The organism is Klebsiella sp. KP20-425-1, from assembly GCF_025813515.1.
GTDB lineage: Bacteria > Pseudomonadota > Gammaproteobacteria > Enterobacterales > Enterobacteriaceae > Klebsiella > Klebsiella pneumoniae.
Genome location: NZ_CP109614.1, coordinates 2,299,441 through 2,311,774, shown reverse-complemented (window position 1 = coordinate 2,311,774; position 12,334 = coordinate 2,299,441). Strand labels below are relative to the sequence as shown.

Sequence of the window (12,334 nt, the reverse complement as noted above, 5' to 3'; positions counted from 1 at the left end):
GGGCGTGGTTTCCCACGCCCTGGCAGTATTTTTTTATTTCCAGCAGACCAGGCAGTAATTTTTCTTACCGCGACGCAGCAAGGTGTAGCGGCCAAACAGGCGATCGCTGTCACTGAATACATATTCCGGGTCGGCCTGTTTTTCGCCGTTGATGGTCACCGCGTTAGAGGCAACGGTTTTACGCGCCTGACCGCGGGACGGCTGCAGCTCGGAATCAACCAGCGCCTGCAGCAGATCGGCGCCTTTTTCCATTTCGATCATCGGCACGCCATCCTGGGCCAGCTGTTCGAAGTCTGCTTCGCTCAGGTCGCTCAGGTTACCGTTGAACAGGCTTTCGGTAATGCGCTTCGCCGCTTCCAGGCCTTCTTCGCCGTGAACAAGGAGCGTCACCTGCTCTGCCAGCACGTACTGGGCGCGCGGCGCTTTACCGCTGTTTTTGTCTTCTTCTTCGAGGGCATTGATCTCCGCAATGTCCATAAAGGTGAAGAATTTGAGGAAGCGATAGACATCAGCATCCGCGGTGTTGATCCAGAACTGGTAGAATTTGTACGGACTGGTTTTCTTCGGATCCAGCCACACGGCGCCGCCTTCGGTTTTACCGAATTTGGTGCCGTCCGCTTTGGTGATCAGCGGTACGGTCAGGCCAAACACCTGGTTCTGATGCAGACGACGGGTCAGATCGATGCCGGAGGTGATGTTGCCCCACTGGTCAGAGCCGCCGATCTGCAGCGCCACGCCGTGCAGCTTGTTCAGGCAGGCAAAGTCGTAACCCTGCAGCAGATTGTAAGAGAACTCGGTAAAGGAGATACCCTGATCGTCACGATTCAGACGCTGCTTCACCGCTTCTTTGTTGATCATCTGGTTAACAGAGAAGTGTTTACCGATATCGCGCAGGAAGGTCAGCACGTTCATGCTGCCAAACCAGTCATAGTTATTCGCCGCGATCGCCGAGTTGTCGCCGCAGTCAAAATCAAGGAACGGAGCCACCTGTTTGCGGATTTTATCCACCCACTCCTGCACGGTATCCTCGGTGTTTAGTTTACGCTCAGCGGCTTTGAAGCTTGGGTCGCCAATCAGACCGGTTGCGCCGCCCACCAGCGCCACAGGTTTATGACCTGCCTGCTGGAAGCGTTTCAGGCATAACAATGGAACAAGATGCCCCAAATGCAAGCTGTCAGCGGTAGGATCGAAGCCGCAATAGAGCGCGATCGGGCCTTGCGCCAGTCGCTCTGCTAACGCTTCCTCGTCCGTCACCTGGGCTACCAGCCCCCGCTCTTGCAATTGTTTAATCAAGTTACTGCTTGCCATCAAATTCTCCATGTATAAACGACTGCACCTCTGCCGGTACACGACTTTTCGCCAGATGCGAAAAGTACATAGAATAAAGCGCCGGCCCTTTCAGCGCCAGCGCTTCGATAACTAATTTCGGCGTTTACGGCGCCAGACGGTCTATTTTCCAGGCGCCGCTATCGCGCTGGTATAAAAAGCGATCGTGCAGACGGTGTTCTCCCCCCTGCCAGAACTCCATCTGCTCAATGCTGACGCGGAATCCGCCCCAGAAGCTCGGCAACGGCACTTCACCCTGCTGGAACTTCTGCTTCAGCTCGAGGAATTTGCTTTCGAGGATGCCGCGGGCTGAGATCCGGCTCGACTGCTTCGAGACCCAGGCGCCAATCTGGCTGTCGCGCGGACGGCTGTGGAAATATTTGACCACTTCCAGCGTCGACAGACGCTCCGCTTTGCCGATTACCATCACCTGGCGCTCCAGCATATGCCACGGGAAAAGCAGGCTGACCTGCGGGTTGTTTTCAATTTGATGCGCTTTGCGGCTGCCGAGGTTGGTATAAAACACCAACCCTTTTTCGTCGTAGTGCTTCAGCAGCACAATGCGCTGGTAGGGCTGGCCGCGCTCATCGACGGTGGCGACCACCATGGCCGTTGGGTCGGCAAGTTTCGCATCGCAGGCCTGACGCAGCCAGCGTTCAAACAGCGGCAGGGGTTCAGCAGGAAGATCGTGGCGACGCAAACCGCCACGGGTGTATTCACGGCGCAAATGCGCAATTTGCTGGAGTTCGTCGTTATCAGACATGGCCATTGAGGATGTAGTCATAAGGTGGCGTTATTGTGCGCCCCCCGGACAGAAATCTCAACGTTTGGCCGTCTGCAGCTGACAGTTATCAAGGACGATGCGGTCGCGCTTATAGACGGTGGCGGTATCGCCTTTTGACCAGAACACATAGACGCCGTCGGTGTAGCGCGCCCCGGAAGCCGACAGCCCCTCAGACAGGTTCAGTTGCTGATTATCATAGATAAAACTGACCTGCTGGCGTGCGTTATTGCGATGGACCGTCAATGGTTTCTGGTCGCATTGATACTCCAGCGTGTCCGTCTGCATCCGCTCGACAAACTGGTTGTAGTAGCTACAGCCCGCCAGCATAAAAGGTACAACTGCGATAAGAATTTTTTTCATTCGTTTGCCTTCGACTTTCCCGGTCACGGCGGGCACTCCGCCCTCCGCTTAACTTGTCCAGTTTACCGGTCGCATCGTATTTAAGATTTCAGTTAACTCCGATTCTGCGGCGGGTTAGCCGGAAAAATGGCGCCCAGCACCGAGGCTTCGCTGGCGCCGGTCACGGAGGGCAGATTGCCCGGCAGACCAGCCAGCGTTCGCCAGGCCAGCCAGGCAAAGGCCAGCGCTTCCATATCATCGCCGCTGATCCCCGCCTCATCGGTGGTGGAGACCTCGGTTCCCGGCAGCAGCGCCGCCAGGCGCGCCATTAACAAGGGGTTACGCGCGCCGCCGCCGCACACTAACAAACGCTCGCAGCCGCCGCTTAACAATACCTGCTCACTGATGGTGACGGCGGTCAATTCCGCAAGCGTAGCCTGAACATCCTCCCCGCGTAGCCCCGGATAGCGGGCCATATGCTGCTCCAGCCAGCCGTAATTGAAATATTCCCGACCGGTGCTTTTCGGCGCCGGCAAGGCAAACCACGGATCGCTCAGCATGTCCTGCAGCAGCGGCAGCAGCACTTCACCTTCGCTAGCCCATTGGGCGTCCTTGTCGTACGGTTTGCCCTTCTGGCGCCAGATCCAGGCGTCCAGCAACATATTTCCCGGCCCGGTATCATAGCCGCGCACCGGCTGCCCTGGCGCCAGCAGCGACACATTAGCGATCCCGCCGATATTGAGCACCATACGTCGCTCAACGGGGTGGGCCAGCAGCGCATGATGAAAAGCCGGCACCAGCGGCGCTCCCTGCCCGCCTAGCGCCATATCCCGGCGACGAAAATCCCCCACTACGGTTATCCCGGTGTGGGCGGCGATCTGGTTGTTGTCACCAATTTGCAGGGTATGCGGAGCCTCTCCCTGCGGTTCATGCCATACGGTCTGTCCATGGCAGCCGATGGCGATGACGTCGGTGGGTTTGAGACTTTCCTGGCGCATCAGCGCCAGTACGGCATCGGCAAACAGCCGTCCCAGACGGGTGTCCAGACGACCTAGCTGCGAAAGGGTCAGCGACTGCCCCTGGCAAATCGCCAGAATCTCTTCTTTTATCGCGTGTGGAATGGGCCAGGTGAGACTAGCCTGCTGCGCCACCATGTTTTCAGTAATGGTGGCCAAAACGACATCGATACCATCCAGGCTGGTACCAGACATAACGCCAATAAAGCGACCCGATCTCATACGTTTTCCTTCATTCCATGACCCTTGTATGCCCTTCACTCCATCATAAAGTGTCGGCTAATGCTATGTTGTACTAATACTTTTTAACAATAGAGCGACAAATCAGAGAACATCGTAAAGAACCGGCGTTTAGTTGAGGTTGAAGCACCAGTGTTTATTATTTTTTGTATAGTCCAGGGAGAACCTATGCCCGCCGACGACTAAATGCCATATAATTAACCGTATGGACGTTCAATTGAACACCTTCGGTGAACAGGAGATTCATAAATGATTTTACGTGTTTTGGCTGTATCGATGATTGGTTTTACGCTCGCAGGCTGCGTGAGCAGCAGCGGCCTGTCCGGCGACGTTTATTCCGCATCTGAAGCCAAACAGGTGCAGAGCGTGACTTACGGTACTATCGTGCATACGCGCGCCGTACAGATCCAGAGCGGCGACGATAGCAATGCCATCGGGGCCATTGGCGGTGCGGTACTGGGCGGGTTCCTTGGAAACACCATCGGCGGCGGTACCGGACGCTCTCTGGCTACGGCGGCAGGTGCGGTCGCGGGCGGCGTAGCCGGTCAGGGCGTTCAGGGCGCGATGAATAAAACGCAGGGCGTTGAACTGGAAATCCGTAAGGACGATGGCAATACCATTATGGTAGTGCAGAAACAGGGCAGCACTCCGTTCTCCGTTGGTCAGCGCGTGGCCATTGCCGGCAGCGGCAGCCAGGTCACCGTCTCTCCGCGATAATTTCCCTTACGATGCGGCCGGTTGCGCCGCATCGTATTTTTCAGCCACGTTTATTTCGCCGTAATAAATTCGTAGTAACCATCAGACATCTTTACTTTAATATTCCATGAATCATTGCGCCTGCGCAATATCTTATCTGCCCGCCCCTATTACCCTCAAGAACGTAAATTAGCCCTGGTGACTCATCGTCGCTGCCGTTGCCTTTTATGTGGAATATTGCCTATGCCCGAACATGTGCATCATATCGTCAAACGTCTAATCCTTTATATTTGCATTTGTTTACTGGCCGGGATTGGCATTTCCGGGATGACTGCGTTTTTTCATACCAGCTTCAGTAGTACTTCCTCAATATTATTTCCGCTGCTGACCAGTTTCCTGATGGTTTTTCATATTACCATTGCCTGTTTTATGGGCATGAAATACTGGAGCAGCAAGCGGCGTCTCTACCTTACACCGGTCTCTTTCGGGTTTGCCTGCTCAGCGCTGCTGATGCTTGGCACGCTCAGCAGCTATCCGGACTGGCTTACCTGCAATCCGGCCCCGGTCGTTAATCAAAATGACGCCGTTATCTATTATTTCTTCCGCAATATAATGATGGCTGTGTTATTCATGTCATCTATTATTTTGTACTATTTTCGCCAGCGCATCATGCATTCGTGGAAAGCACACGTTCTTACATTTACAGCATGTATACTTTTTACGTTGACCATTATTGTTTTATCATGGCTATACTCCAGCCATTCGCCGTGGCTGAGCGTCAATTTTATCGACGATCTGAGCCATACCTTTACCCCGTTGTGGCAAAGTATTATCGGCTGGCTGCTGATGGCAGTTTGGTTCATCACGCTGATTTTATTAATTAGCTTGAGTAAACTGCGTAATATTTTTTGGTTCAGCGGCGCTTTTTTTTGCAGCGCTTATTTGTTCACGCTTTTCCAGCTGCTCTCCACCGCAGGGGAGCTGGATCAGACCTGGTACCAGGCGCGTTTTTTCGAAACGCTATGCACCTTGTTCCTGATTCTGGTGCTACTGGTTGACGTCTTTATCCTCTATCGCGAGTCTAACCACAAATATGTCCATTCGTATCAGAATTCGATCCGCGACCCGTTGACCCGCCTCTACAACCGCAGCTTTTTCTACGACACTCTTAACCAACAGCTGGCGAAGGTGAATGCCCAGCATCCGCTGTCGGTGCTCATCAGCGACCTCGACCATTTCAAACGCATCAACGATAGCTACGGCCATGTCGCCGGCGACAAAGTGATCCAGTTCGCCGCCTCGGTGCTGGAAAGCCATTCGCGGGTAGATGACGCCGCCGCACGCATCGGCGGTGAGGAATTTGCTCTGCTGCTGGTCAACACCGGTGAAAAAGAAGCGCAAGCGATCGCCGAGCGTATCCGCCTGGCGGTCAGTGCCGGGGAGAGCCATTTACCGGAGCGAATGACCATCAGCATGGGGGTGTATACCACCTACGACAATAGCGTGACAGCGGAAGCGTGCGTTCAGCGCGCGGACGAAGCCATGTATGAAGCAAAGAATAACGGACGTAACCAGGTGATCGTCTGGCATCGGCAGGGAGGGTGAAAAAAGGCCCGGATTAGCCCGGGCCGCAAAGAATTAATCTTTAGCCTGGAGATCGAGGATATTTTGTTCAAGTTTACGGATTAAGTGGAGCAAGGTTTCCACTTCCTGCTTCGAGACCCCTGAGAGGATTTCATCACGGGTCTTACCTATCACCTCTTCCATCTCGTTGATCAGCGGTTCGGCTTTTTCCGTCAGCTTGATGCGTTTGGCCCGCCGATCGCTTGCGCAGGTCTGGCGAGAAATGAGCCCTTTCTCCTCCAGCTGATCGAGCGTACGCACCAGCGACGGCTGTTCAATACCGATAGCTTTCGCCAGCTGGATCTGCGACTGCTCAGGCGGCAGCTGGTGGATGTTATGCAGCGTGACCCAGTGGGTCTGCGTTAACTCCAGAGGTTTCAGGCGATGGTCGATTAGCGCGCGCCAAACGCGAACTAAACGTGCCAGATCAGAACCAAGTGGCGATTCCAATTTCATCTCCTTATAATTAGCTTGCTAAGTTATTATACTGATTTTAGAATAGTGTGCAGCATTTGAATTATCAAAACAAATGAATTACTTGATTCAACAAAAACCAAAACAATGATTTACACTGTTAAAGAGTAGCACGTCCTGAGGTTACCCCTGTAATGGCAAAGGATTTTTGCTTGTGAAACTGAGTCTTAACACATCCGGATTGCCGCTGCAGGACCTGGTGTTCGGCGCATCCGTCTATTTCCCTCCGCTGTTCAAAGCCGTCTTGTTGGGTTTCTTTATCTGGTTGTTTTTACATCGCCAGCTGCGTGACTGGATGTATGCGGGCGACATCTGGCACCCGCTACTAATGGATCTCTCCCTGTTCGCGCTCTCGGTCTGTCTGGCCCTGGTATTGCTCATTGCCTGGTGATCTCCCTGTTATGAAAAGATTAAAATATCTGTCAACGCTGCTGGTCGCGGCCGTCGCCCTGATTGCCGCATGGTTGTTATGGAATTTCTACACTCAGTCACCCTGGACCCGCGACGGCAAAGTGCGCGCCGAGCAGGTTGGGATCACCCCTCAGGTCTCCGGCAGTATTCTGCAGTTGAACGTAACCGATAACCAACGGGTCAAAGCCGGGGAAGTATTGTTTACCATCGACGACACCCCCTATCGCATCGCGGTGCTGAACGCCCAGGCGCAGCTGGCGAAAGCCCAGGCGGAGGTGGCGAAAGCGCAGGCGGAGCAAAGCAAGGCCGCCAGCGAGGCTCGCCGTCGCCGCAGCCTGTCGCAAAATGCCATCTCGGCTGAAGATCTTGAGAACGTCAATACCGCCCTGAATACCGCCACCACCACCCTGGCTGCCGCCAGAGCGGGGGTCGGCGTAACCGAAGCGGCGCTGAAACATGCGCAGTGGCAGCTCAGCCAGACGGTTGTCAAAGCGCCGGTGGATGGCTGGGTGACTAACCTTTCCACCCGCGTCGGTGATTACGCTACCACCGGCCATCCGGTCTTTGCCCTGGTGGACAGCCACTCGTTTTACGTGCTGGGCTACTTCGAAGAAACCAAACTGCGCCACATTCGCATCGGCGATCCGGCACAAATTATTCTCTATAGCAATCAGCAGACGCTAAAGGGCCATGTCGCGAGCATCGGCCGCGCGATTGTCGACCAGAGCGTGGAACAGGGAACCGGGCTGGTGGCCAACATCAAACCAAATATCCCCTGGGTTCGTCTCGCCCAACGCGTTCCGGTGCGAATTGCCTTTGATACGCTGCCGGCCGATGTCACCCTGGTCTCCGGCACCACCTGCACTGTCTCAATTGGCGGGCAGTAATGAACCTGCAGACCCTGTCGTGGCGCGCACTCCCCTGGGTTAAAGCCACCCGGCCGCAGTGGCGGTACGCATTGCGCAACGGCATCGCGATGTGTCTTGCGCTGAGTATCGCCTATGCGCTGGATCTTGATGAGCCCTACTGGGCGATGACGTCCGCGGCGGTGGTCAGCTTTCCCACCGTCGGCGGCGTGATCAGTAAAAGTTTTGGCCGCATCGCAGGCAGCCTGCTCGGCGCCTGCGCCGCCCTGCTGCTTGCCGGTCATACACTCAACGATCCCTGGCTGTTTCTGTTCAGTATCTCCGGCTGGCTGGCGCTCTGCACCTGGGCCTGCGCCCTGTTCACCAACAACGTCGCCTACGCCTTTCAGCTGGCGGGCTATACCTGCGCCATCATCGCCTTTCCGGTGATTAACATCAGCGACAGCTACGAACTGTGGGTCATCGCCCAGTCGCGCGTCTGCGAAGTCATCGTCGGGATCCTATGCGGCGGGCTAATGATGATGATCCTGCCAAGCACCTCCGACGGCAGCAACCTGCTGACGGCCCTGAAAACCATGCACGCCCGGCTGCTGGAGCACGCCAGCCTGCTGTGGGTGCCGGAGACGACGGATGCCATTCGCACCGCCCATGAGAGCGTGATTGGCCAGATCCTGACCATGAACCTGCTGCGTATCCAGGCCTTCTGGAGCCACTACCGTTTCCGTCGGCAGAATCCTCTGCTGAACTACCTCCTGCATCAGCAGCTCAGAATGACCAGCGTCATCTCCAGTCTGCGACGGATGCTGCTGAACTGGCCTGACGCGCCGGCGAACACTCGCCAGGTACTGGAGTCGCTGCTCGCCGAGCTCGCCACCCCTCATGCCGACAGCTATCACGTTGCGCGGATCCTGGCGCCGCTGGCGCCGCGGCAGGATGCCGATTACCGGCACATCGCTTTCTGGGCGCGATTGCGCTATTTCTGTCGCATTTACCTGGAGAGCAGCCGCTGGATCCGCCGCGTTGAAAATGCCTCGGCGATCGCCGAGTTCAATGTGCCCGCCGCCCCGCCGTTAGCCCGCCATACCGATCAGGCGGAGGCGTTGCTCAACGGTGTCCGTACCTTTTGCGCGCTGGTGGCGATTGGCGCATGGGGGATCAGTACCCAGTGGACCAGCTGCGCGGCGGCCCTGACCCTGGCCTCCATCTGCTGCGTGCTCTACTCCGTATCCGCCTCGCCGTTTCGCTCGCTGACATTGCTGATGCAGACTCTGGTCCTGCTGTCGCTATTCAGTTTCGTGGTGAAGTTCGGCCTGATGGTGCAGGTAACCGACCTGTGGCAGTTTCTGCTGTTCCTGTTCCCGCTCCTGACCACCATGCAGTTATTCAAACTGCAGTGGCCCAAATACGCCGGCCTGTGGGGACAGCTTATCGTCTTTATGGGCTCGTTTATCGCCGTCACCAACCCGCCGGTGTACGATTATGCGGCCTTTTTCAATGATAATTTGAGCAAGATTGTCGGGGTAGGCTTTGCCTGGCTGGCCTTTGCGGTACTGAGTCCGGGCTCGGACGCCCGCAAAGGGCGACGCCATATCAGAGCGTTACGGCGTCACTTTGTCGATCAGCTCAGCCGTCATCCTCAGCACAGTGAGCATGAATTTGAATCGCTGGTCTATCACCACGTCAGTCAGCTCAGCCAGAGTAAGGATGCCCTGGCGCGCCGCTGGCTGTTGCGTTGGGGCGTCGTGCTGCTCAATTGCTCGCACGTCGTCTGGCAGCTTCGCGAATGGGAAACCCGCTCCGATCCTCTCGCCCAGGTGCGCGACCTGTGCATCAACCTGTTACGCGATGTGATGAGCGAGCGCGGCGTGCAGCAGCGCCCGCTGGCCTCCACCCTGCAGGAGCTGCAGCGGATCTGCGACGCCCTGAACCACCATCATCAGCCGGCGGCGCGGGAACTGGCCGCCGCGATTTGGCGACTGTACTGCGCCCTGTCGCAGCTGGAACAGGCCCCGGTGGCCGGCACAATTGGCGAAGGAACTACTTAATCACCCCGCAGGCAAACCGTTCGCCGCCGCCGCCCAGCGGCTGCGGACTGTCGGCCATGTTATCCCCGCCTACGTGGACCATCAGCGCTTTCCCTTTCACCTCCGCCAGCGTTTTCAGGCGCGGAGCAATAATCGGCTGGTCGGCTACGCCCGCATCGTTGACCACCAGCAGGGGCAGGTCGCCAAGATGCCCGGCCCCCAACGGCCCTTCGTGTTTGCCGGTATGCTGCGGATCGTAATGTCCGCCCGCCGCCCCGGCGGCCACGGCTTTACCTTCTTTCATCGCCGGCTGGCAGCTGCCTTCGGCATGAATATGAAACCCGTGCTTGCCCGGCGGTAGCGCCCGCAGAGTGGGGGCGAACTCGAGTCCGCGGTCGGTTTCGGTGATTTTGACGCTGCCGATGGTCTGACCGACGCCCTGGTTGGTCACGAGATTAAGTTGCACATCTTCACTAACGGCCTGTGCGCCAGCGCAAAATGCGAGGGATAAGATCGCGAGAATACATCGTTGCATAACACCTCCGGATGGCTGTCTCCCTGTTAAGTGTAAACCAGGAACGCCTTTCCGGAGGGGAAATGCCCGTTACGGTACGTCGTACCCGAGCGCGGCTTTACGGATGCGGAACCACTGCTGACGGGTCATGCTGAGTTTTTCAGCCACAATCGCCGAGCGCACGCGCTCGATTTTGCCCGAGCCAATAATCGGCAGCGGCTGCGACGGCAGACGCAGCACCCAGGCATAAACTACCTGTTCGATGCTGTCGGCGTTAAGCTCGTGCGCCACCTGCGCCAGCTCATCGCGCAGCGCCTGGAAGCCCTCTTCGTTAAACAGGCGACCACCGCCAAGACAAGACCACGCCATCGGACGAATACGCAGTTGCTGCAGCTGATCGAGAGTACCGTCGAGCAGCAGCGGCTGATGCACCGGTGAAATTTCGACCTGGTTGGTGGCCAGGGTAAACGGCAGACGTGACTGCAGCAAGGTGAACTGGGCGGGGGTAAAGTTCGAGACGCCAAAATGGCGCACTTTACCGCTATGATGCAGCGCGAGAAAAGCTTCGGCTACCTCGTCGGCGTCCATCAGTGGGTCCGGCCGGTGGATCAGCAGCAAGTCGAGATGGTCCGTCGCCAGATTACGCAGCGATTGCTCGGCGCTGAGCACGATGTGATCGCGGTCGGTAATGTAGTGGCCAATGGTGTTCTCAGCGCGCGCCCGGGTGGCGATACCGCATTTGCTGACGATTTCCATCCGGCTACGCAGATGCGGCGCTCGCTTCAGCGCTTCGCCAAAGGCAGCCTCACACTGATAATCGCCATAGATATCGGCGTGATCGACGGTGGTTACGCCTAAATCGAGATGCTGCTCAATAAAGCTGACCAGCTCGCCAGGGGACATTTTCCAGTCCATCAGACGCCAGTAGCCCATCACAAAACGTGAAAATTCCGGCCCCTGGGGAGCCATAGCAATACGCTGAACCATAACCGCTTCCTCAATAAAAAAGTGCTCTGAGTATACGTAATTTTTGGCTTAAAACAGTGAGGGTTGCTGCGGTTCTTCCGCCGGCTCCGGCCTGTTCGCGCGTATTTTGCGCAGCAGCCGTTGGCGGCAAAGACGCAAAACCTCCTGTTTCTGCGCATCGCTCATCGTTTGCCAGTTAAAACGTTCCTCACGGCTGCGGAAACAGCCGCGACAGTAGCCGCGCTCATCGGTCTGACATATTCCCCGGCACGGGCTCTGCACCGGGAAAAATTCTAACTGCTCTGCCACCACACGCCTCCTGTCCCCTCGTCTCCTTTCATTGAAGACGTTTCCCCGCGCCGACGCAAATTTTGTTCACTACGTGCTGCGCCAGCTAACATTTTTCCGCCGACGCTTGCATTAGACCAATCGGTCTAATACAGTGTGCAGCATGAACAGACACAGCGATTGCGATACCCGAGAACATATCCTGGCCACCGGCGAGCAGCTTTGCATGCATCGCGGTTTTACCGGAATGGGCTTAAGCGAACTTCTGAAGACGGCGGAGGTGCCCAAGGGCTCTTTCTATCACTACTTTCGCTCTAAGGAAGCCTTCGGCGTCGCGCTGCTTGAACATCACTACACCGGATATCTGCAGCGCCTGGTCGACCACTTCGATCATGGCGACGGTAACTATCGCGATCGCCTGCTGGCCTACTATCAGCACACGCTGAATCAGTTCTGCCAGCAGGGGATTATTAGCGGGTGTCTTACTGTCAAGCTATCCGCGGAGGTTTGCGATCTGTCGGAAGATATGCGCGCCGCCATGGATCGCGGAGCCAGCCAGATTATCGCCCTGCTGGGCGACGCGCTGGAGAAAGGACGTCAGGAAGGCAGTCTCGCATTTGACGGCGAGGCCATGACCCTGTCGCAGGTGCTGTATTCCCTGTGGCTCGGGGCCAACCTGCAGGCCAAAATTACGCGTAGCGCAACGCCGCTGGAAAGCGCCCTTGCCCACGCCAAACAGATTATTGCAGCGCCTGCGGTATAACAGG

The 12,334-nt window shown here is 56.6% G+C and carries 14 protein-coding genes; 6 read left to right on the top strand and 8 right to left on the bottom strand.

Translation table 11 applies throughout. The features are described 5' to 3' along the window. Window positions 1–33: 33 nt before the first annotated feature. From tyrS to anmK, 4 genes are all read right to left on the bottom strand, one after another. Window positions 34–1,308 carry a tyrosine--tRNA ligase gene (gene tyrS / locus OHJ17_RS11330; protein ID WP_032433150.1) on the bottom strand — a complete coding sequence of 425 codons (1,275 nt, stop codon included), beginning with the start codon at window positions 1,306–1,308 and terminating at the stop codon, window positions 34–36. Between the two features lie 124 nt (window positions 1,309–1,432). Beyond that, complete coding sequence (pdxH, locus tag OHJ17_RS11325) at window positions 1,433–2,089, bottom strand: pyridoxamine 5'-phosphate oxidase (protein WP_002907742.1); 657 nt, start codon at window positions 2,087–2,089, stop codon at window positions 1,433–1,435. Window positions 2,090–2,146: 57 nt separating this feature from the next. After that, entirely contained in the window at window positions 2,147–2,470 is a 324-nt protein-coding gene (mliC, locus tag OHJ17_RS11320) for a C-type lysozyme inhibitor (RefSeq protein WP_002907744.1), read from the bottom strand. Between the two features lie 92 nt (window positions 2,471–2,562). Next, window positions 2,563–3,687 (bottom strand): anhydro-N-acetylmuramic acid kinase, encoded by a 1,125-nt coding sequence (anmK, locus tag OHJ17_RS11315; protein ID WP_114505167.1) that lies wholly within the window; start codon window positions 3,685–3,687, stop codon window positions 2,563–2,565. A gap of 267 nt (window positions 3,688–3,954) precedes the next feature. On the opposite strand from anmK, the gene slyB reads away from it, so the two are divergent. Next, a complete protein-coding gene (gene slyB / locus OHJ17_RS11310; protein ID WP_002907749.1) occupies window positions 3,955–4,422 on the top strand; it encodes an outer membrane lipoprotein SlyB in 468 nt (155 codons plus the stop codon). 222 nt (window positions 4,423–4,644) lie between these two features. Beyond that, on the top strand, window positions 4,645–6,006 hold the full coding sequence (locus tag OHJ17_RS11305) for a sensor domain-containing diguanylate cyclase (RefSeq protein ID WP_004180166.1): 1,362 nt from the start codon (window positions 4,645–4,647) through the stop codon (window positions 6,004–6,006). A 33-nt stretch (window positions 6,007–6,039) separates the two neighbouring features. Here OHJ17_RS11305 and slyA read toward each other — a convergent pair whose 3' ends face one another. Beyond that, entirely contained in the window at window positions 6,040–6,480 is a 441-nt protein-coding gene (gene slyA, locus OHJ17_RS11300; RefSeq protein ID WP_004143833.1) for a transcriptional regulator SlyA, read from the bottom strand. 172 nt (window positions 6,481–6,652) lie between these two features. Here slyA and OHJ17_RS11295 point away from each other — a divergent pair, with 172 nt between their 5' ends. The 3 genes from OHJ17_RS11295 to OHJ17_RS11285 are packed head-to-tail and all read left to right on the top strand — an operon-like array spanning window position 6,653 to window position 9,820. Further along, a complete protein-coding gene (locus OHJ17_RS11295) occupies window positions 6,653–6,889 on the top strand; it encodes a DUF1656 domain-containing protein (protein ID WP_004143834.1) in 237 nt (78 codons plus the stop codon). Between the two features lie 10 nt (window positions 6,890–6,899). After that, window positions 6,900–7,796 carry an efflux RND transporter periplasmic adaptor subunit gene (locus OHJ17_RS11290; RefSeq protein WP_004143835.1) on the top strand — a complete coding sequence of 299 codons (897 nt, stop codon included), beginning with the start codon at window positions 6,900–6,902 and terminating at the stop codon, window positions 7,794–7,796. Next, the gene (locus tag OHJ17_RS11285; protein WP_023159370.1) at window positions 7,796–9,820 is read left to right on the top strand and encodes an FUSC family protein; all 2,025 of its coding nucleotides are present in this window, start codon (window positions 7,796–7,798) and stop codon (window positions 9,818–9,820) included. Before OHJ17_RS11290 ends, OHJ17_RS11285 begins: the two co-directional genes overlap by 1 nt. Here OHJ17_RS11285 and sodC read toward each other — a convergent pair. The 3 genes from sodC to OHJ17_RS11270 form a co-directional block, all read right to left on the bottom strand. After that, window positions 9,813–10,334: a superoxide dismutase [Cu-Zn] SodC gene (sodC, locus tag OHJ17_RS11280; RefSeq protein WP_002907759.1), complete on the bottom strand. Its 522-nt coding sequence runs from the start codon at window positions 10,332–10,334 to the stop codon at window positions 9,813–9,815. The genes OHJ17_RS11285 and sodC overlap by 8 nt on opposite strands. A gap of 69 nt (window positions 10,335–10,403) precedes the next feature. After that, complete coding sequence (locus OHJ17_RS11275) at window positions 10,404–11,300, bottom strand: aldo/keto reductase (RefSeq protein ID WP_002907760.1); 897 nt, start codon at window positions 11,298–11,300, stop codon at window positions 10,404–10,406. A 48-nt stretch (window positions 11,301–11,348) separates the two neighbouring features. Continuing rightward, window positions 11,349–11,591 carry a DUF1289 domain-containing protein gene (locus OHJ17_RS11270; protein ID WP_004189722.1) on the bottom strand — a complete coding sequence of 81 codons (243 nt, stop codon included), beginning with the start codon at window positions 11,589–11,591 and terminating at the stop codon, window positions 11,349–11,351. Window positions 11,592–11,730: 139 nt separating this feature from the next. Here OHJ17_RS11270 and OHJ17_RS11265 point away from each other — a divergent pair, with 139 nt between their 5' ends. Further along, window positions 11,731–12,330, top strand: a complete 600-nt coding sequence (locus OHJ17_RS11265) for a TetR/AcrR family transcriptional regulator (RefSeq protein WP_004175857.1) — start codon at window positions 11,731–11,733, stop codon at window positions 12,328–12,330. The last annotated feature ends 4 nt before the right edge of the window (window positions 12,331–12,334 follow it).

Excerpts from the sequence above, each read along its gene's own strand:
- slyB (WP_002907749.1), top strand. The coding sequence starts at position 3,955 with ATGATTTTACGTGTTTTGGCTGTATCGATGATTGGTTTTACGCTCGCA.
- OHJ17_RS11305 (WP_004180166.1), top strand. The coding sequence starts at position 4,645 with ATGCCCGAACATGTGCATCATATCGTCAAACGTCTAATCCTTTATATT.
- OHJ17_RS11265 (WP_004175857.1), top strand. The coding sequence starts at position 11,731 with ATGAACAGACACAGCGATTGCGATACCCGAGAACATATCCTGGCCACC.
- OHJ17_RS11285 (WP_023159370.1), top strand. The coding sequence starts at position 7,796 with ATGAACCTGCAGACCCTGTCGTGGCGCGCACTCCCCTGGGTTAAAGCC.
- sodC (WP_002907759.1), bottom strand. The coding sequence starts at position 10,334 with ATGCAACGATGTATTCTCGCGATCTTATCCCTCGCATTTTGCGCTGGC.
- slyA (WP_004143833.1), bottom strand. The coding sequence starts at position 6,480 with ATGAAATTGGAATCGCCACTTGGTTCTGATCTGGCACGTTTAGTTCGC.
- OHJ17_RS11290 (WP_004143835.1), top strand. The coding sequence starts at position 6,900 with ATGAAAAGATTAAAATATCTGTCAACGCTGCTGGTCGCGGCCGTCGCC.
- pdxH (WP_002907742.1), bottom strand. The coding sequence starts at position 2,089 with ATGTCTGATAACGACGAACTCCAGCAAATTGCGCATTTGCGCCGTGAA.
- mliC (WP_002907744.1), bottom strand. The coding sequence starts at position 2,470 with ATGAAAAAAATTCTTATCGCAGTTGTACCTTTTATGCTGGCGGGCTGT.
- tyrS (WP_032433150.1), bottom strand. The coding sequence starts at position 1,308 with ATGGCAAGCAGTAACTTGATTAAACAATTGCAAGAGCGGGGGCTGGTA.
- anmK (WP_114505167.1), bottom strand. The coding sequence starts at position 3,687 with ATGAGATCGGGTCGCTTTATTGGCGTTATGTCTGGTACCAGCCTGGAT.
- OHJ17_RS11275 (WP_002907760.1), bottom strand. The coding sequence starts at position 11,300 with ATGGTTCAGCGTATTGCTATGGCTCCCCAGGGGCCGGAATTTTCACGT.